At 27.8% G+C, this 19,852-nt stretch carries 15 protein-coding genes; 14 read left to right on the forward strand and 1 reads right to left on the reverse strand.

The window, feature by feature from the left end:
- Window positions 1-39: 39 nt before the first annotated feature.
- The 6 genes from J0H68_05405 to J0H68_05430 all read left to right on the forward strand — a co-directional run bounded on the left by J0H68_05405 (window position 40) and on the right by J0H68_05430 (window position 8,395).
- The gene (locus J0H68_05405) at window positions 40-2,070 is read left to right on the forward strand and encodes a hypothetical protein (GenBank protein MBN8828124.1); all 2,031 of its coding nucleotides are present in this window, start codon (window positions 40-42) and stop codon (window positions 2,068-2,070) included.
- Window positions 2,067-3,818, forward strand: coding sequence for a hypothetical protein (locus tag J0H68_05410; protein ID MBN8828125.1), 1,752 nt, complete (start codon window positions 2,067-2,069; stop codon window positions 3,816-3,818). Before J0H68_05405 ends, J0H68_05410 begins: the two co-directional genes overlap by 4 nt.
- A 93-nt stretch (window positions 3,819-3,911) precedes the next feature.
- Window positions 3,912-4,424, forward strand: coding sequence for a peptide deformylase (locus tag J0H68_05415; GenBank protein MBN8828126.1), 513 nt, complete (start codon window positions 3,912-3,914; stop codon window positions 4,422-4,424).
- A gap of 11 nt (window positions 4,425-4,435) precedes the next feature.
- Window positions 4,436-5,350, forward strand: a complete 915-nt coding sequence (locus J0H68_05420) for a methionyl-tRNA formyltransferase (protein ID MBN8828127.1) — start codon at window positions 4,436-4,438, stop codon at window positions 5,348-5,350.
- Window positions 5,351-5,443: 93 nt separating this feature from the next.
- A complete protein-coding gene (locus J0H68_05425) occupies window positions 5,444-7,528 on the forward strand; it encodes a hypothetical protein (GenBank protein ID MBN8828128.1) in 2,085 nt (694 codons plus the stop codon).
- Between the two features lie 345 nt (window positions 7,529-7,873).
- Window positions 7,874-8,395 carry a hypothetical protein gene (locus J0H68_05430; protein ID MBN8828129.1) on the forward strand — a complete coding sequence of 174 codons (522 nt, stop codon included), beginning with the start codon at window positions 7,874-7,876 and terminating at the stop codon, window positions 8,393-8,395.
- Window positions 8,396-8,733: 338 nt separating this feature from the next.
- On the opposite strand, the gene J0H68_05435 is transcribed toward J0H68_05430, so the two are convergent.
- Window positions 8,734-8,961 (reverse strand): 30S ribosomal protein S21, encoded by a 228-nt coding sequence (locus J0H68_05435; protein ID MBN8828130.1) that lies wholly within the window; start codon window positions 8,959-8,961, stop codon window positions 8,734-8,736.
- A gap of 63 nt (window positions 8,962-9,024) precedes the next feature.
- Here J0H68_05435 and J0H68_05440 point away from each other — a divergent pair, with 63 nt between their 5' ends.
- The 8 genes from J0H68_05440 (at window position 9,025) to fliP (ending at window position 19,851) form a co-directional block, all read left to right on the forward strand.
- Window positions 9,025-9,663 carry a COQ9 family protein gene (locus J0H68_05440; GenBank protein MBN8828131.1) on the forward strand — a complete coding sequence of 213 codons (639 nt, stop codon included), beginning with the start codon at window positions 9,025-9,027 and terminating at the stop codon, window positions 9,661-9,663.
- 62 nt (window positions 9,664-9,725) lie between these two features.
- Window positions 9,726-10,205, forward strand: a complete 480-nt coding sequence (locus tag J0H68_05445; GenBank protein ID MBN8828132.1) for a hypothetical protein — start codon at window positions 9,726-9,728, stop codon at window positions 10,203-10,205.
- Window positions 10,202-10,897, forward strand: coding sequence for a hypothetical protein (locus J0H68_05450; protein ID MBN8828133.1), 696 nt, complete (start codon window positions 10,202-10,204; stop codon window positions 10,895-10,897). Before J0H68_05445 ends, J0H68_05450 begins: the two co-directional genes overlap by 4 nt.
- 19 nt (window positions 10,898-10,916) lie before the next feature.
- Window positions 10,917-13,922 (forward strand): hypothetical protein, encoded by a 3,006-nt coding sequence (locus J0H68_05455; protein ID MBN8828134.1) that lies wholly within the window; start codon window positions 10,917-10,919, stop codon window positions 13,920-13,922.
- The gene (gene dnaG / locus J0H68_05460) at window positions 13,923-15,728 is read left to right on the forward strand and encodes a DNA primase (protein MBN8828135.1); all 1,806 of its coding nucleotides are present in this window, start codon (window positions 13,923-13,925) and stop codon (window positions 15,726-15,728) included.
- Window positions 15,712-18,243 carry a valine--tRNA ligase gene (locus tag J0H68_05465; protein MBN8828136.1) on the forward strand — a complete coding sequence of 844 codons (2,532 nt, stop codon included), beginning with the start codon at window positions 15,712-15,714 and terminating at the stop codon, window positions 18,241-18,243. The genes dnaG and J0H68_05465 overlap by 17 nt, the downstream gene beginning before the upstream one ends.
- Window positions 18,240-19,139 (forward strand): EamA family transporter, encoded by a 900-nt coding sequence (locus J0H68_05470; GenBank protein MBN8828137.1) that lies wholly within the window; start codon window positions 18,240-18,242, stop codon window positions 19,137-19,139. The genes J0H68_05465 and J0H68_05470 overlap by 4 nt, the downstream gene beginning before the upstream one ends.
- Entirely contained in the window at window positions 19,132-19,851 is a 720-nt protein-coding gene (gene fliP / locus J0H68_05475) for a flagellar type III secretion system pore protein FliP (GenBank protein MBN8828138.1), read from the forward strand. The genes J0H68_05470 and fliP overlap by 8 nt, the downstream gene beginning before the upstream one ends.
- The last annotated feature ends 1 nt before the right edge of the window (window position 19,852 follow it).

Here is a 19,852-nt window from a genome sequence, read left to right on the forward strand (position 1 = left end):
GAGTTCTCTCCCCTTTTTTTAAATTAAATTTAATTTAACATGATTGACAAACTTAAGGAATTTTTTGGAAATTTAAAAAATAACAAGTTAAATCAATTTAAATTAGAACTTCCGTCCTCTGATTTTATTCCATACGCTTGTCATATAAATCCTCGTACAATTCTTACAAAAAATGGCGACATCTTCCAATCTATTAAAATTGTTGGATTTTCAGATCAACTTCTCAATTCAGAGGGAATTGATATAAGAGATAAAATACGTCAAACTATCTTATCACACATAGATTCTAAAAATTTTGCTATTTGGTTTCATACTATTAGGACTAGAAGAAATATTGACCCAGGAGGGTTCTATCCTTTTAAATTTACTAAGATTTTACATAATCTTTGGAATAAAAAGAATTACTGGGATGATAAATATATTAATGAAATTTATATAACAATTGCGTATGCTGGAATGAATTTTAAATTTAATAGTATTGGAGATTTATTTTCTACAACTACTCTTAATTCTATTAAAAAAAAGCATGCCAAATATCTTAATAATATAATACAAATTCTTACATATGCAGTAGATAAAATTTATGAAGACTTAGCTGAGTGTGGAGCCGAGATTTTACAATTAAAGTCAGATGAATCTCTTGTAACATCTGAAATAGTAGATTTTTTAAGTAAAATTGTTAATTTAAAAGATCAAAAACTACCCTTACCAGTGGTAGATTTATCAAAATATTTAATAAATCATAAAGTAGCTTTTGGAAATAATTCATTTGAAATAGCTAGTCGTAGCGGAAAATATTTTGGAACAATTTTAAGTATTAAAGAATATCATGAAATTAATACAAAACTACTAAACAATTTATTACTTCTCCCTACTGAGATGGTAATAACTCAGACACTTCATTTTGTTGAGCCAAAGAAAGTTACTGAAAATTTTAAATTTCAAGATTACATTTTGGAAGTAAGTTTAGATGATGAATTTAGAGAGTTTTCAGGACTTAAAAAAATTCTTTCAACCGCCCAAGGAAAAGAAACCGATTTTGGAGCTACTCAAGTTACAATTATGTTAAGCGCTGAAAATCAAAACCTTTTAAATCAACAGGTTGAGAGATGTGTTAAAGCTATTCAAAATCTCGGCTTTGCTGCTTTTAGAGAAGATTTGAATATGGAAGATTTATTTTGGTCTCAATTACCAGCTAATTTTAATCACATTAAAAGAACTTTCCCTATTAATACAGCTTTAGCTGGAGGTTTTTTATCTTTAAACAATTATCCTGCTGGTAAACATAAAGGTGTATGGGAAAATGCTGTAACAATTTTTAGAACTAAATTTGGTACTCCATATTTCTTTAATTTTCATAACATAAATAATAATGGAAATTTATTAATATTAGGTCCTAAAGAATCTTATAAAACTCTTCTTGCTAATTTTATAATTTGTGAAGCAACAAAATTTGAGCCCAGCATACTTTTTGTTTCTCCAAGTACTATACCTAATCTAATTACCAAAGTATTAAAGGGTAATATAATTAGCGAATTGTCAGAAAATAATAACTATTCTGATGAGAAAATAAGCCATATAAGTTTTAATAGTAATTTTAGTAAAGACTTATTATTAAAATATATTCATTCATTTCTTGAAAGCATAACTCATGAAAGGTCGATTTTAATCATTGATGATTTAAATTCACTATGTTCTATGACTGGTATTACTTTAAATGACTGCCAAAATATTATTAGCAAAACAAATTCAAATAAAATTTTAGTATCCATTATGAATTCAGAAAATTTAGAAGAAGACACTATTACTTATATAAATAGCTTTGGAACAAAAATTTTTACAACAGATCCTAATATATTGGAAAAAAATAATTTTAAAAGAATTCTAAACCCTAATGAATTGAAGGCAATTAAAAATTTAAATTTCTTACTTAAAGAATTCTTAATTAAACAAGATAAAGATGTAATAATTGCAGAGCTTAATATAGCTGGGCTTGAAGAAGCGGCAAATATTTTAAATAATGATCCTAAAGCAAATATTGATAAGTATATTAACGAAGAAAATTTATGAAAAAATATATTATAATTATTATTTTATTTTTACAAACTCATATGACAATGGCTGAAAATGCCTCTGATAACCCTTATGAGTCATTAAAACTTAATTCTCTTCAGGTTTATCAAACCTTTTTAGGTTTTTATTCACCCTATTTACAAGTTAACTCAAATTATAAATTATTTAATAAAAATTTTACTTACACTAAAACCTTAAGTATATTTGGAGAATGTACTTTTTTACCTTATCCTTTAAGGTATTGTGCGCGAATTGATAAATATAATGGTAAAGTAAGAGCGTGCGTATATCAAGATAACCAAGATTTGAATGATTTTCATCCGTTTGCTCAACCATTAAATAATTTTCAGTCATTTACTGGAGACAATAGCTTAAAAAGCTATTTAGACGAAATAGGAATAAAATTAGACGGTTATATAAATAAGTATACTTTTTCCGATTATTATGCTTTTAGCGGAGCATCTTATATATATAATTATTTAAAAGGCGCCTTTCAAAAAAGATTTAATAATGAAACTGTAAGCTACGCTTGCGCAGATCTTCCTGTTCCTCCTTTTATAAATGATGCAACATATAATAATAATTACGAAGAAAATTTAATTTTCCCAAATTCTTATGTTGAAAAAACTTGTGAAGAAGGTAAAACTTCTAAATCCTTTGCTCCATGTGCCATTGATAATACAGATAAATCTAGCTTTGATGAAATGTATGTATACATTAATTTAATAACTCCAGCTAATTTTATACCAATGGACGGATACTTTGATAAGGCTGCTGCAGCAAATGGAAATCTAAATGTTTTTATTGCAACTCCTTCTAATCCACTTAACACTTATCCAGACTCTGTACTTAATTTTTGTCCTTTAAATTCTAATAATATTACTAAACATTGTATTAAATTGAATAATACTTATTCTTCAGAACATAATGCTGAAGCTACAACAATAGTACAAAGCCCTGCTAAAGTAGTTTATATGCCTAATATTTCTAGCACCAATTACTCTCCAGATTCTATTAACTTTAAACCTATAGGTGTCATTAGAAATGGCTTTATAAAAGTTAAAATTGATTTTTCTAAAGAGCAATACAGCGGAATATCTTTACCGTTTGTCGATAATAATTGGAAAACAGTTAATATGAGTATAACAGGTGTTCATTATAAAAATGATGATTATGTTTGCTTTACAGGTGATTACGGTAAAAAATTGCCTTTAGGTTGCGTCAAACGGCCTATAATGCCTAAGCCAATTTTAGAAAAGTGTAATATTGATATTGGCTGCCAAGAAAATTATACAGAAAACAATCCTATATTCAAAGTAACTATTCCTACTAAGAAAAATGAGAATAATGTCTTAATTATAAAAGCTGGTGAAATAAAAGCTAAATTTAATCACGAATTCATGATTTTACCAGTTAATACATCTAAAAAGGAAATTGCTTTAAAAGCAGATGGTAGCTACACAAATAAAAGTGCTGATAAATTTTGCTTATATGGCTATAGCAGTAAAATTGGAAATACTATTACAAAAAGATCCCCTGATGATTTTATAGTTCCAATAAGCGCCTTTAATTTTATAGTAAAATCTTCTGTTTTTTGGAAGGATGGTTTTATAGCTAAAGATAACGATGAATTAACAGAATCTGAAGCTTATGAATTAGAGTTTAAACCAGAAGAACATTTTATCTCAGAATTATTACCATTACATGATGAGAGCGATAACCCGCTTTGTTTAAATGCGCAGTAATAATTATTTATAAGAAATTTAACAACTACTGGTTTATTGCTTTATTAGTATTATTTGTTATAATGTGAACCTATTCAATTTTAGGAGTTTTGAATGGCAGTTTTACCATTAATTGTAGCCCCTGACCCACGATTAAAACAACCTTCCGAACACGTTTCTGAAGTTAATGAAGAAATTAGGCAACTAGTCAACGATATGATAGAGACTATGTATCAAAAGGATGGCATAGGACTTGCTGCTGTACAGATAGGGGTTCATAAAAAAGTTGTAGTTATTGATGTTGAATGGGGAACTAAAGATAAAAATCCTATTGTAATGATAAATCCAGAGATTATTGAGTTTTCTGAAGAAAAAACTGCGCTTAATGAAGGATGCATGTCATTTCCAAATCAATACCCCTCAGTAATACGACCTTCTACTGTAACAGTTAAATATAAAGATCTTGAATGGCAAGAGCATATTATCCAAGCCGAAGGATTATTCGCTAAATGTATTCAACATGAAATTGATCATACTAATGGAATAACCTTTGTTGACCATATACCTCAGTTAAAACGTAAAATAATATTAGATAAACTTCTTAGATTAAAAATTAATAAAGCATGAAAATTATATTTATGGGATCACCGGAATTTGCGATTCCATCCTTGAAAATGTTACATACTCAACCTGACTGTAATTTAATAGCAGTGTATACCCAACCCCCTAAACCAAAAGGTAGGGGGTTAGAACTACAACCTACACCAGTTGAAATTTATGCTAGAGAACATAATATTCCTGTCTACAGTCCAAAAAATTTTAAAGATCAAGAAGATATAAATTTTTTTAAATCGCTTAATGCTGATTTAGTCATTGTAGCAGCTTATGGGCTAATTTTACCAAAAGATATCCTATATACTCCAAAATACGGTGCCATAAACATCCATTCTTCCTTATTACCAAGGTGGCGTGGAGCCGCTCCTATTCATCATGCAATTTTAGCAGGTGACCCTTCTACAGGTGTTACTATTATGCAAATGGATGAAGGTTTGGATACTGGAGATATTATTTTAAAAAGTGAACACCTTATAATTGACGATAAAACTTCTTTTAAAGATTTACATGATATTTTAGCCAAATTAGGTTCTGAGCTTACATTAAAGGTGGTAAATAAAATATTAAATAATGAAAATTTAATATTTGAAAAACAAGATAATTCAAAAGCTACTTACGCTTCTAAAATTAATAAAGAATTGCATAAAATTAATTGGCAAAACCCTGCTCATCTTGTCGTACGCCAGATTAATGCACTTTCGGAAAACGGATGCTATATAACAATAAATAATGAAAATATCAAAATTTTTAAAGCTCATCTAGGCCCACAGGTAAACTCGGAACCAGGTATTATTTTAGATGCTGACTTTAATATAAGTTGCGGAGATTTTACTTCAATTAACCCATTAATTCTTCAAAGAGCTGGAAAAAACCCAGTAAATTTAAAGCAGTTTTTAAACGGTTTTAAAAATTGGTCACCTGGTATTAAACTATCTTAAGTATATAATTATTTATATACCCTAACCTTGACTTTACACTTTATACAGCTTAACATCAAATTAATAATTTAATTAATTTGTTATGTTAAATACATGAATCAAAATACTACAAATATCTCAGAAGATATACTTTCAGATAGTATTAATGAAAATAATCAAAAAGCTTTTAACTCTTTTAATGTTTCTACTACTCCAAATTTAGTTAGCAATCGATATGCAATTAAAACAGATCAACCTCTTAAAAGTTTTTCTACTCAATTCGGTCAAGCGTATGTTGTAGAAGATAAGAAAACTAATAGCGATAGTGAGTTTTTTGCTTTTGTATATGACAACATGTATGTACAGCGTTTAGATGTAATTACTTCCTTAAAAGATTATACTACAAATTTAATTATAAAGCCTATTGCTGCAGAAATAACTCCTATAAATAATAATGAAACTTTTGCTTTATGTGTGATAATGAAGAGACCAATAGGAGTTTCTCTCCGTGAACATATAATGAATAATGGACCAGTCAGTGAGCAATTTGTTTTTGATAAAATTATTCCTATTTTAATAAAGGTAATAAATATCTACGAAAGTTATAATATTTGTCATGGATTAATCAATCCAGATAATATTTATATTAATGGCGATCAAATTACTATTGGTGATTCTGTAAGAGAATCATGTGGTTTCACACAAAATTTAGTATATGAAACTATTGAAAGAATGCAAGCATTGCCGATTGGCAAAGGTAACTCTGACACTTCAATTGATTACTTTGCTATGGGTGTTCTTATAATATACTTAATAAGAGGATCTTTACCTACAGATGGATTTAATGAAAGCGATTTGATTAATTTAAGAGTTACTGAGGGTTCTTATGATATTTACATTAAAGATTCTCCTTTAACTCCAAACTTCAAAAGTTTACTTAAAGGTTTATTATGTGATCGTAAAACAGATCGTTGGGGAACTCCAAAAATTATAGAGTGGCTCAAAGGAAGGAAATATAATATTGCTCTTATAAAAGTTTATAAACAAGCGTATCGTTTTTTTGCTGTCGGCGATAATAAATATTATAATCTTGGTACACTTTGTTACGCTTTATGGAAAGAATGGGATTCAGCAAAAAAAATCTTTAAGGATTTTAAAATTGTTAAATGGATTGAGACTTCCGTAGGTAATTCAGAACTTGCTGATAGGTTAAGTTATACAGTTAAGATTGGAGCTAGTAACAGTATTTTTATAAGTGTTGATGAAGATGAAATAGTGTCAAGAAGTCTTGCTTTAATTGACCCTGACGGGGGTATAAGATATAAAGATTTATCTGTAAATATTGAAGGAATACCCACAGCTCTAACATATTTTATAGTTAAAAATAATCAAGAAATTACTAATTATTTTAAACAAATTATAGATAGCGCTATTATAAGCATTGCAAATGACTCTAGAATAAACGTAGGAAGAGGCTTAAATCCTGTATTTATGATAAATTTTGAAAAATGTAAGTTGTTTATAAAAAAACTTGATTTATGCTTTGGTATTGAAAGAGTAATATATGAATTAAATCCACAACTTCCTTGTCAAAGCCCTCTTGTTGTAAATTACTACTGCCATAGCATACCTAGGCTTTTAACTCAATTAAATGAAATTGTAAAACACCAAGAGGTTTATAGCATTGATAGGCATATTGCAGCCTTTATTGGTCAAAGAATAGGTTTAAAAAAAGAAATCAAACTCAATAGCTTAGCAAAATTCCCAGAAATCGAAAATAATAGAATAATAAAATCTTTAGCAGTTTTAGCTATTGCTCAACGAGAATCTAGAACCGGTAGCTTAAAGAATTTATCTTCAAAGTACGTATTATATTTAAAAAATATTTTAAGTTATATTAGAAGCAAAACTTTACGTAATGAGTTAATACAAAAATTGGATAAAGTAGCAGAGAATGGAAATCTTGAAGAGATTTTAAATATCATGTGTGATCCTTTAGTAATTATGAAAGATCAAAAAGGCTTTGAATTAGCTCATAAAAGATTTGTCGAGTTAGAAAAACTTATTCAAGGCTCAAGCAATAGTAAAAGAATATTCGATTTAGGATACACTTACGGCTTAAGACTTGCTATGTTATTATCTTATTTCATTTGTACAATTATGGTGGCAATTCTACTTGTTAGAATTTTCTTTGAATAAATTCATATCCTAAATTGTTTTATACAAGTACCATGGATTAAACTTTCAAAAAATGAATTTGCCAAGTGTAAGGTAAGTTATACAAAGAAAACTACTTTATTCTTAATGATAATTGTCACTTAACTGCTTTAAATTATTGAGACAAAAGCCAATTTTTCTTAATAATTATTAATTTACAAACTTTATCTTGACTTTTAATCTTTTATTAATTATATTATAATATCGTTATGTAATTAATTTATGAAGTATAAAGTGAATATTTAATAAGAGCGCATTCTATTAAATTGAACATTATGGTCAAATCTGAACTATAGAAAAATTTTATTTGTTTATTGAAGGTAAGAGATGAAAAGTAGAAGAATGGGAAGAATACAATATATAAATAGCAATTGTTATCTTTCTTGTTCAAATTTAACATCTGATGTTATTATTATTAGTAAGAATTCTAAATTTTTTATTAAAGGTGGCACACTTAAGTGTAAATATCTTTTTATAGAAGCAGGTAAAGAGATTAGTTTTTTAAAACAATGTGGATTTGAAGGTACTCTGGCAGTTTTACCTTCTGATATATTTAAAACTCTGGATAAATCAGATGACGATAGATTGATAGAAATAGCTAATTTATACAAAACAGCATTAGTCGACGAGAGTATTAAAACTGAGCAAGAAAGAGCGTTCACTAAGAAATTCTGTAATTTTATAATTTTAGGGATTTGTTTATTTATTGGAATAAAGCTATATAGAAGTAATGTAAAATTATCTGATATTACTCAAAATGTTTTTAATTTTATTAAAGTAAATGCTAACAATAGAACTAACGTAGAGCTTTCTAAAAGCAGAATTTTAAATAGTAATCCAGGTTTATAAAAATTATGTTATAATTTAAACTATTATTCTTATTTAACAAAAACTGTCATTTATTTTAAATTTTTTATAAAGATTCTAAGTGTTTCGGCTTAAGTTAGATTAAAAAATTGAACAATCAACTGAACAAAATCAATCTACAACCTTTTTTAATCGCAATGCTTAATTTATAACTTATAACCCTTCTACTAATATAGGCTGGAAGTGTATTATACGATTTTAAATTAATTTTTATTTAAGATAAAATAAGTAAATGATTAGTAAAAAAATAACTTATTCTATAATTTTAAGAATTATAATAAAAAAGCGTACTATTAATAGTACGCTTTTTTATTTAGGGTTTACTCGCTATCACGCTTACGCATTAATTTTCTATAACGCCTAATAGCTTCATTTTTCTTACGCTTTCTTTTTACAGAAGGTTTTTCATAGTCACGACGCTTTTTCATTTCGCGAAACAAACCTTCACGTTGCATTTTCTTTTTTAAAGCTTTTAAGCCTTGATCAACGTTGTTATCACGTAAAACTACTACTACCAAATTTCTTACCCCCTTTTCATTTCCTAGAATATTTGCTATTTTTTATAACAAATGTTAAATTTAAAGCCTAATACTAATCATATAGTTTTATTTATGCAAGCAGAAATTGAGAGGGAAAGACAGAAAATTGTAGAAATTGCCACTACAATCATTCCATTTGAAGGATGGACAGAACATGCTTTAAAGCTTTCCATGAAAAAAGCAGATATTGACCCAAATTTAATATCTATCTATTTCCCTAATAAACTTATTTCAGTTTATGAAAAACTGTTAGAAATAATTGATTATAAACATACTTCATCACTTGATTTCGAATATCTTAAGTCTTTGAAAGTTAGAGAAAAAATTTTCTATTTGATAAAAACACGTTTAGAAATTTCAAAAAAATATAAAGAAACTTTAAAAACAGGATCAAGTCTTCTTTCACTTCCAAGCAACACTCTCCGTGGCTCAAAAAAATTATGGTTATCAGTCGATAAAATATGGAAACTTGCTGGAGATAATTCATTAGATTTTAATTATTACTCTAAAAGAATCATTTTATCTGCTGTCTACGCCTCAACATTACTATATTGGTTCGAAGATTATTCAGAAGCTCAAAAAGATACTATAATATTTTTACAAAATAGAATTGACGATGCTTTAAAATTTGGTAAATTTAGTAATAATATAGTAAACTTACCACTGAAGTTTACTAAACTGCCATTTATAAGGCTAATTTTTAACAGGTAAACATGGGAAATCGGTTAATTGTAACTATAAGCTTATATCTACTCTTAAATAGCTTTTTTATAATGATAATCGCTCAATCACGCTTAAATAAAACAAATGTAGATTATATTCCAAATGCTAATAGTCATAATCATAATCTCCCTATAAATAATTGGGCTTCAGCCAATCATTTATTAATTACCCTTGAAAAAGATGCTCGCCAACTAATAACGCAATTTGAAATTAAAAATTTTAAAATTACTAATGAACCTAGTTTTGTAAGAATAGATATTCCAGAAGAAGAAATTTTTGAAGATAACAAAGCTCAATTTTTAAAAGATAAAAAACTTTTTTTTGAGACTTTGGCAAATTATTTAAATAGGAAACAAGAAATAATAGATTTAGACATTTATATCGGCAGTAGTTTAAAAAATATAATTAATGATAGAATTTGGTACATAAATAAATTTTTTAACCATGTGATAAATGATAAAGAAAACTTTACTGTATTATTTCAAGAAAAACCTTTTATAACTATTTTTTTTAGAATTAAAACTTCATGAAAATTTTAAATTACTACGAAAAGCAAGAAATTAAATACGGTAATTTTTCTGTATTATTAAAAGAAGAATCAGAAAACAATCTAGTATGGATGTTAATTTTAGGTGATTTATTATCATTATTACTCGCATTTTTTATTTTAATTTACATTGATAAAATTCCTGTTGAAAAATTATGGCAACATATCGTTACTTCAGTTAATATGAAGTATTCACATAAGGATTTTAATGATATTGAGTCAATATTTAAAAAAAGCTCTGACTTTAAGGTTAAAGAAAGCTCGATAAAAACTGTGTATTTAGAGCAAGTATTAAAAAACCAATTTAAAAAAATTAAGGAACTCAATGCTTTAGAACTTACCAATGATAATAAATCTATAAAAATCTTTGTACCTCATAAAATAATTTTTGACCCTGATAGTAAAAAATTAACTGAACTTGGAACAGCTTTTTTAACTGTAATTGCAAATAGTATTTCGAAATTTCAAGACAATGTAAGAATTTTAGGAATTAATTATGAAACAAATGATAATTTAGATTCTGATTTTGAACTATTAATTGAAAGAACAAAAGAAATTGCAAATTTCTTGAGAATTTTTCAATATAATTATAATATTGAATTTGGAATATCTAATTTAAAAGGAAAAGCGGCAGATGAATCTACGCACAGTTTTGAGATAATTATTAATGATTAAGTTCTATAAAATTATATTTTTGACCTTTATTTTAATTAGCTTTAGTTTTACAAGCTTAGCTAATAATATTAGTTTACAAAAAAAAATTGTAAGCCCTAATCTAACAAGAATAATTTTATCAAATTTTAAATCAAATGATTTAAAGGTTTATAAGTTAGATAGTAAAATTATTATTAATATTCCTGCAGGATCAAAAGTTGAAATACCTTCTATTACAGGTAATGGTATCAAAAATATTGAGATAAAAGATAATAAAATTATTATAATTTTAGAAGATGAGAATTATCGTTATAGAAAATTTTTAAGCGATAATTTTCTTGGGTTAGATTTAATTAAAGAATTAAATACTAAACCTAAAATTTCAGCCCCTAAAGAAACTAAAAACAAAGATGAAAAAAAAGCTGTTAAAGAAAAGAAAGAAGTTAAAAAAGAAATAAATCATGAAAGCAAAAACAGTAAAGTAAAAAATGAGAAAAAAATAATAAAAATAAAGGAAGAAACAAAAAAATCTATAACAAGTAATTCTAAAAACCAGTTTAATAATTTTGCTGAACAAATAATTACTTCTGTAGAAAAATCTAAAACAGTTAATCAAGCTGAAAATCCAAAAGTTATAGAAAAAACTGAGAAAAAAATTGTAATCGACAAAACTATAAAAGCCCCGATCTTAAATGTTGAAAGTACTAATTTAAATGAAAATTTTGTTAAAGTAATTTCATTAAATAAAGATGATATTTTAACTTTTGAATGGAATAAACCTGTAAGTGCAGCAGTATTTAAAAGATCAGGATTTATTTATATTGTTTTTAACGAAAGTCAAAATATACCTTTAGTTCCAACGGAAAATACAATAGGCATGACTTTCCAAGTTAAGAATAACTTTGCTATTTATAAAATTAAATCTGATAAAAATATAAAAATTAATCGTGAATCAACTTCTTGGATAATCACTTTAACACCAGACAAGGTAAATTCTGATGCTTATGAAATGGGTGAAGGAGAAATTTCATCTGATTTTAATATCTTTTACCAAGTTCCTGGCTTAAGCAATGCTTTAAATTATGTAGATCAGATTGTTGGAGATGATTTAACCATTTTTACAGTGGATAATGATACAATTAACGTAGAACAAAAAATTAGTAAAACTGATTTTGAAATTATTCCAACAAGCCTTGGTATAGTAGTTTTAAAGAAAAATGATTCAGTTAAAATACTACAAGAAAAAAATAAAATAATTTTAGATTCACCAAGTTTTAAAAAGAAGAATTTAGATTATCAAACTAAAGATAGTTTTTTTAACTTTGGAAATTGGAGAACTATAAACAATCCAAACTTTAAAAAAGATCTTGAAAAACTTTTTTCTGAACTAACATTTGCAGAAAGTTTTAAAAAAACTAAGATAAGGCTTAAGATTGTTGATTTTTTCCTTACAAATGGCATGCCTACAGAAGCTTTATCTGCTTTAAAAAACGCAAGATTTTATGAACCTATACTTGCCTCCAAAATTGAATATAAAGTTTTAGAAGCGCTTTTATATTTCCTTGACGGTGAACATGTTATTTCACGTAATCTGTGGAATGACATTAATTTAGCAGAAATTCATCCTAAATTTCATAATGAAATTAAATCCTGGATAACCGCTGCAAATTTAACGCTTAATGATGAGTTTTCTAAATATAAAATAAATTACTTAGAAAACCGTAATTTATTTATGAGTAAATATCCTAATTTAATTAAACAGCAATTAGCCCTAATTGAGTTAAATGATTTAATTGATAATAAAGATTATAAAGCTGCTGAAAATTTGATTGAGGTACTAAATAAAGAAATTATTCCGCAATATAAAAATGATTTAACTTATTACACTGGTTTACTTGCAAAAGAACAAAAAGATTATGAAAGCGCACAAAAGACGTTCAAAATTTTAACTGATAAAAAATTATTAGATCCAAAAAACAGAGCAAGAGCTATATTTGATTTAACAAAAATTGAAATTGAAACTAACAAAATTACTAAAGAGGAAGCAATAAAAAAACTTTCAAAACTTGATATGGTTTGGAGAGGAGATTTTGTTGAGGCTGAGATATTAGAATTATTTGGTAGATTAAACTTAGAGACTAGAAAATTTGTACCTGCCTTTCAAGCTTGGCAAACACTTGTAGATAATTTTCCAAATTGGCCTGGTACTATTAATATTGCAACAGAATTAAGTAACAATTTTGTTAATATATTTAACGGCGAAATGGGAAAAGGACTAAGTGATTTAGAATTAACTACAATTTTTTTTGAATTCAGAGAGTTAATTCCTATTGGTAAAGCAGGGGATCAAATAGTTCAAACAATGATTAATAAAATGATTGTCCTAGATTTATTAGATCAAGCCTCGATTTTATTAGAGCATCAAGTAAAATATAGAACGAAAGGTGATTTTAGAACAAATTTAATTTCACAATTAGCATTTATCTATGTTCTTGATAATAAACCTGAAAAAGCTATTGAAACTCTTAAATTACCCCTTGATTCATCTTTAACTTATGAGAAAGAAAGAGAACGAATGTTTCTTCTTGTAAAAGCTCTTATAGATGCTGGTAAAGAAACTGATGCTTTAAATTTAACTAAAGCAGATTTAAGCACAGATGCAAGTGCTGTAAGGGCTGAAATTTATTGGCGAAATAAAAATTGGACAAAGCTAAAAGAAGAATTAAATATGTTAACAGAAATTTGGGCTGCTAATGGGTTACCTTTAGACAGTCTAAAGGAAAAATTGGTCATAAAATTAGCTGTAGCTCAAAATATGCTTGGCAATTTACAAGCGGTTGAAGTAATTAAAAAACAATTCTATGATAAGTTAAATAACCCTTTTAATAAAAAAGTTATAGATTTTATATTAGAAAAAAGTAACTTATTATCTTTAAGAGATATTGATAAATCCATGGGTTTAGATACAATACAGTTTTTCTTAGAAGAATATAAGAAAAACTTAGTAAATAATTATAATTTAGATACTTCTAACATTTTAAATTAAATGTCCAACATTTTAGAAGAGATTAAATCTAGGGTAAAACTATCCGAGATTATAAGCAAAAAAGTAGTTTTAAAACGTAAAGGTAAGGAATATTCTGGCTTATGCCCTTTTCATTCAGAAAGTACACCTTCATTTACAGTCAATGATGATAAACAATTTTATCACTGCTTTGGTTGCCACGCGCATGGTAATGCATTTGATTTTATCATGCAATTTGAACGCATGGAATTTGGTGAAGCTTTACGTTACTTAGCTAAACTTACTAATGTCAAACTTCCTGAAAAATATAGCCCAGGTTTTTTTCAAAAATTTGATGTTTTTAACCAAATAATGGTGCAAGCCGTAAAGTGGTATCAAAAAAATTTATCATCAGCTACTAATGCAAAAAATTATTTACAAAAAAGAGGGATTTCTAAGGAGATTGAAGAACATTTTAAAATTGGATTTGCTCCATCTAATGATTCAATCAATAGATATTTATTAAATCTTGGGTTTAAACAAGAAGATATTATAGCAGTGGGTCTTGCTTGGAAAAATGATAAAGGCAAAATCCTTGATAGCTTTTTTGATAGAGTAATGTTCCCAATATTTGACCTTAAAAATCAACCAATTGCTTTTGGTGGTCGGTTAATTGAATCTAATAATAATTTACCAAAATATAAAAATTCATCTGAAACTGACATTTTTAAAAAGGGAGATATAGTTTATAATTTAAATTACATCAAAAGTCAGGGGCTAAATAAAATTATTGTAACCGAAGGTTACATGGATGTAATAGGGTTATATAAAGCAGGTATAGACTATGCTGTAGCACCTCTAGGTACAGCTCTAACTATTAATCAATTAAAACTTATTTGGCAATTTACGAATGAACCTATCTTATGCTTTGATGGCGACAACGCTGGTCAGAAATCAATGTATAGAGCTATTGAAGATGTTATTTTACCTAATATTACCCCAGGTTTTACTGTTAAATTTATAGTCTTACCTGAAGGTAAAGACCCGGATGAAATGGTACAGAGCGGACAAACTGAACTTTTACATTCATTGATTGAAAATCCTATTTCTTTATTAGATATGATTTGGCGTAAGTTTGTGCCTTCTAATGCCAAAACTTTAGATCATGAAGGTAAAGCGCTAGTAGAAAGTAATCTATTTAAAGAAGTTAGTAAAATTAAAGATAGAATTGTTTGTAGCAATTTCTATAGTGCAATTAAACAGCGTTTTTGGGAAGAAGTAAAAAGCAATAGAGCTAAACCCGGTGAACGCTCAAATTTACATTCGCAAGATACGGTTACGCACAGAATTGATCTAAATCCAGAAGCTCAATTAGATAGACAAATTGGCTTTACCATTGGTATTCTTACTTTACAACCTCATTTAGTAGATAAATATTTTGATCATATTATTATGCTTCAAACAGATAATTTTGAACTTGATAATTTAATAAACCAAATTATAAGTGGAGATACAAGTGTAGATATCTCATTTTTAGAAAAAGCGCCTTATTTAGTTAAACTGCCACCTGTGGCAGATGACTACCATGGTGAGCTATTATTTGAAGATGCAATAAATCATTACTTAATAAATAAAATTACTAATGAAATTAAAGTATTTCAATTAAATAGTGGGTCAATTGAAAACCTACATGAAATATTAAGAAACTTAAATGAGGAATTATTAGCTAGAAAAAATCGTGAAAGATTATTAAGAGAAGAAATTCATTCATATTTAGATTTTTTAAAGCAAAAAAAATACAATATTATAAATGACGAGTGGGAATATATTTATGACAAATTTACCTAATCAATACGATCACCTTACAATTGAAAAAAAATGGCAAGAAAAATGGTTTACAAGTAATGTTTATCATTGGAATGAAAATGCATCACGTGAACAAAGCTATGTAATTGATACTCCTCCTCCTACTGTTTCAGGATTGCTTCACATGGGTCATATTTTCAGTTACACGCAAGCTGATTTTATAGCTAGGTATAAAAGAATGCGTGGATTTGAAGTATTTTACCCAATTGGTTTTGATGACAATGGATTACCTACTGAAAAATTAGTTGAAAAAAGTAGAAATATTCGTGGCTCTCAAATGTCTCGTGAAGAATTTATTAAGATTTGCGAAGAAGTCGTGAAAGATGCAGAAGAAGAATTTAGAAAATTATTTAAATCAGCCGCTTTAAGTTTTGATTGGAGACAAGAATACCAAACTATAAGTCCTACATCTCGTAAGATATCGCAATTATCTTTTATAGATTTATATAATAAAAATTTAGTTTACCGTAGCCCCCAACCCACTTTATGGGATCCAAGCGATCAAACTGCTTTAGCTCAAGCTGATATTGTTGATCAAGAGTTAAAAGGCTATATGCATCATATAATTTTTAAAGATGAAAATAATAATGATCATATAATAGCAACTTCACGCCCTGAATTATTACCTGCTTGTGGTGCAGTCCTTGCTCATCCAGATGACGCTCGCTTTAGCCACTTAAAAGGAAAACATTTAATCACTCCACTTTTCAATATAAAAGTTCCTGTCATATTTGATGATAAAGTTGAAATGGAAAAAGGTAGTGGACTTGTAATGTGTTGTACCTTTGGAGATATCACTGATATTCAATGGTGGAGAAAGCATAATCTTCCTCTTAGACAAGTCATTAATAGATATGGGAAACTTACTTTTGAACATTTAGATTACTCAAATGATGCTTTAGATTTAAATATTACTAAAAAGTTTTTAGACGAATTAAAAGATTTAAAAGTTAAAGATGCTAAAGTTAAAGTAGTGACTCTATTAACAGAAAATAATCTTTTACAAAAAAGCGAAGAAGTTCTTCACGTGGTAAAATGCGCTGAAAGATCAGGAACACCTTTAGAGATTTTAATTACTGAACAATGGTCAGTAAAAATTATCGATCATAAAGAAGAATTATTGAAGAAATCTAATGAATGTACTTGGTATCCAGAGTATATGAAGCATAGAATGGATAATTGGATTAATGGCTTAAACTGGGATTGGTGTATTAGTCGTCAACGCTTCTTTGGCGTTCCCTTCCCTGCATGGTATTCAAAACGTAAAGGCGAAGAAGGAAAAATAATCATAGCAGACACTGACCAGTTACCAGTAGATCCATTTACTGATTTACCAAAAGGATATTCACGGGATGAGGTTGAGCCTGACAAAGATGTAATGGATACCTGGGCTACCAGCTCTGTAACTCCACAACTTAATAGTCTTGCTATTAATAAAGATCTTGCAATTGATTATGATCGTCACACGAAACTTTACTCTGCTGATTTGAGACCACAAGCACATGAAATAATACGTACGTGGGCTTTTTACACATTAGTTAAATCTCATTTTCATGAAAATTCTGTTCCATGGAAAAATTTAATGATTAGTGGTTGGTGCTTGGCTGCAGATAAAACAAAAATGTCAAAATCAAAAGGAAATGTTGTAACTCCTGTAAATTTAATTGAAGAAAAGGGAGCGGATGTAGTTAGATATTGGGCTTCAAATTCTAGGCTTGGAGCAGATATAGCTTATTCTGAAGAAGTATTTAAAATTGGCCGTAAGCTAATAAATAAAGTTTGGAATGCTGCAAAATTTTCTTCCCAATATTTTGAAATTTTCAAACCAAATAATATAACATTGTTAGAAGCTAAAAATAATAAAATTATTTTTAATATAATTGATTTATGGATGCTTTCAAAATTAAAACAAACTGTTGAACTTGCTACTAAAGAATTTGAAAACTACGAATATTCTTTTGCAAGAACTGCCATAGAAGATTTCTTTTGGAATGTATTTTGTGATAACTATTTAGAGATTGTTAAAACTCGTGCTTATAATCAAAATAATGATGATAATGAAGGTCAGAAAAGCGCTATTAGCAGCCTTTATTTTACTCTTAATTATATTTTAAAGCTGTTTGCACCTTTCATTCCCCACATTACAGAAGAATTATATAGTGCGATATATAATCCCAATAACTTTATACATGCAAAAAATAATTGGCCTAATTCAGAGGAATTATTTATTGACGATAATGCTTTAGTAATTGGTGAGAACTTTATTCAAATATTGGCGGAAGTAAGACGTATTAAAGCAGAAAATAATTTATCTTTAAAAACACCTGTAAAAGAAATTATTATTAATGTTAAGGATAATAACATAAAAGAAAATTATGTTAAAATAATAAAAGATTTGCAAAATGTAACACAAGCTGAGAAAATATCTTTCGGTACAATTGAGAACATGATTGAATCAATTGATAATTCAATAAGCTTTGCGGTTATTTTAACATGATACTTAGAGATGCATTACTTTTAACGTTATCCAGTTTTTTAATGGGTTCAAGTTATGTAGTAACAAAATTTATATTAAAATATGCATCTCCATTAATGTTAACAGGGGTTAGATTTATGATAGTAGCTGCTATCATGTGCCCCTTTTTCTTTAAATGGAAATTACCCTGGAAAAAAATTGTAGCTTCTGCTTTTATTATGGCTTTTGGCTTTCAAGCTTTAATTGTAACTGCTGTCAAAAACCTTGATGTTGCAACAACAATTATTTGTCAGCAAATGTCAGTTCCTTTTACATGCTTGCTTGGATCTCTATTGTTTAAAGATACATTAGGAATAAGAAGATTAATAGGATTAATTATTGCCTTTATAGGTATGATCATAGTAGTAGGTGGACCTAATGTTAACCAAGTAAATATGGCTTTTGTATTACTCGCAATTAGTGCTGCTTTCTTTTATGCATTAAATAATATTATTTTAAAACAAGTTCATTATGTAAATCCTAATACCACTATAGCAGTAGGTTCATTAATTAGTTTTCCCTTTTTAATATTAATGAGCCTTGTGATAGAAGATACAAGTTTGCAAGATTTACCAAACTTTTCTTTTTCAGTTTGGTTAGGAATATTATACATGGCTATTCCTACAACAATTATTGCATTTGGTATATGGACTCAAATGCTACATACCTATTCAGTACATCAAATTGCACCCTTTTCTCTACTTGCCCCAATCTTTGGAGTTATCTGTTCTATAATATTTTTAGGCGAAAAATTAAATTGGAATATTGCAATTGGTGGTTTAATTACTATTTTAGGTATTGCAATTATTAATGTAAAAGGTATAAAAATAAATAAATTATTTAATAAGCTACGAAACCTTATAAAACCAAATGCTTAAAATATTTGTATCAATAATATTATTTTTTTTAGCTCCTAATGCTTTGGCGGCGGATATGCCATTTGATATGGAAGGTGGAGCATTTACTGCTAAAGTTATTCAATTAATTTTGGCGGTAACAATTTTAAGCTTAGCACCATCTATACTTATAATGGTGACAAGCTTTACCAGAATTATCGTTATTCTATCCTTTTTAAGAAGTGCTATTGGATTACAGCAAACCCCTCCTAATACTATTTTAATAAGCTTAGCCTTATTTTTAACATTATTTATAATGAAACCTGTTTTTGATGAATCTTATAACAATGGAATTTTACCGCTTATTGAAGAAAAAATCACTGAAAAGGAAGCATTACCAATTATCGCCAAACCCTTTCATAAATTTATGATTACTCATACACGAGATAAAGATATTGAACTTTTCATGACCTTTACGCATCAAGATAAAAAAATTACAAAAGAAGATATTCCTTATCAAGTATTAATCCCCGCATTTATGATAAGTGAGCTTAGAAGAGCCTTTGAAATCGGATTTCTTTTATATTTACCTTTTCTTATAATTGATATGCTTGTTGCTTCAATTCTTATGGCTATGGGTATGATGATGCTACCTCCGGTTGTAGTGTCATTACCTTTTAAGCTAATTTTCTTTGTAATTTCAGATGGTTGGTATATGATAAGCGGGAGTTTAATCAGAAGCTACGGTGGCTAAA

This window comes from Sphingobacteriia bacterium, from assembly GCA_017304685.1.
Lineage (GTDB): Bacteria > Pseudomonadota > Alphaproteobacteria > Rickettsiales > 33-17 > JAFKLR01.

Bases quoted from the DNA above. Each gene is read 5' to 3' on its own strand.
- J0H68_05405 (MBN8828124.1), top strand. From the start codon at position 40: ATGATTGACAAACTTAAGGAATTTTTTGGAAATTTAAAAAATAACAAG.
- J0H68_05410 (MBN8828125.1), top strand. From the start codon at position 2,067: ATGAAAAAATATATTATAATTATTATTTTATTTTTACAAACTCATATG.
- J0H68_05415 (MBN8828126.1), top strand. From the start codon at position 3,912: ATGGCAGTTTTACCATTAATTGTAGCCCCTGACCCACGATTAAAACAA.
- J0H68_05420 (MBN8828127.1), top strand. From the start codon at position 4,436: ATGGGATCACCGGAATTTGCGATTCCATCCTTGAAAATGTTACATACT.
- J0H68_05425 (MBN8828128.1), top strand. From the start codon at position 5,444: ATGAATCAAAATACTACAAATATCTCAGAAGATATACTTTCAGATAGT.
- J0H68_05430 (MBN8828129.1), top strand. From the start codon at position 7,874: ATGAAAAGTAGAAGAATGGGAAGAATACAATATATAAATAGCAATTGT.
- J0H68_05440 (MBN8828131.1), top strand. From the start codon at position 9,025: ATGCAAGCAGAAATTGAGAGGGAAAGACAGAAAATTGTAGAAATTGCC.
- J0H68_05445 (MBN8828132.1), top strand. From the start codon at position 9,726: ATGATAATCGCTCAATCACGCTTAAATAAAACAAATGTAGATTATATT.
- J0H68_05450 (MBN8828133.1), top strand. From the start codon at position 10,202: ATGAAAATTTTAAATTACTACGAAAAGCAAGAAATTAAATACGGTAAT.
- dnaG (MBN8828135.1), top strand. From the start codon at position 13,923: ATGTCCAACATTTTAGAAGAGATTAAATCTAGGGTAAAACTATCCGAG.
- J0H68_05465 (MBN8828136.1), top strand. From the start codon at position 15,712: ATGACAAATTTACCTAATCAATACGATCACCTTACAATTGAAAAAAAA.
- J0H68_05470 (MBN8828137.1), top strand. From the start codon at position 18,240: ATGATACTTAGAGATGCATTACTTTTAACGTTATCCAGTTTTTTAATG.
- fliP (MBN8828138.1), top strand. From the start codon at position 19,132: ATGCTTAAAATATTTGTATCAATAATATTATTTTTTTTAGCTCCTAAT.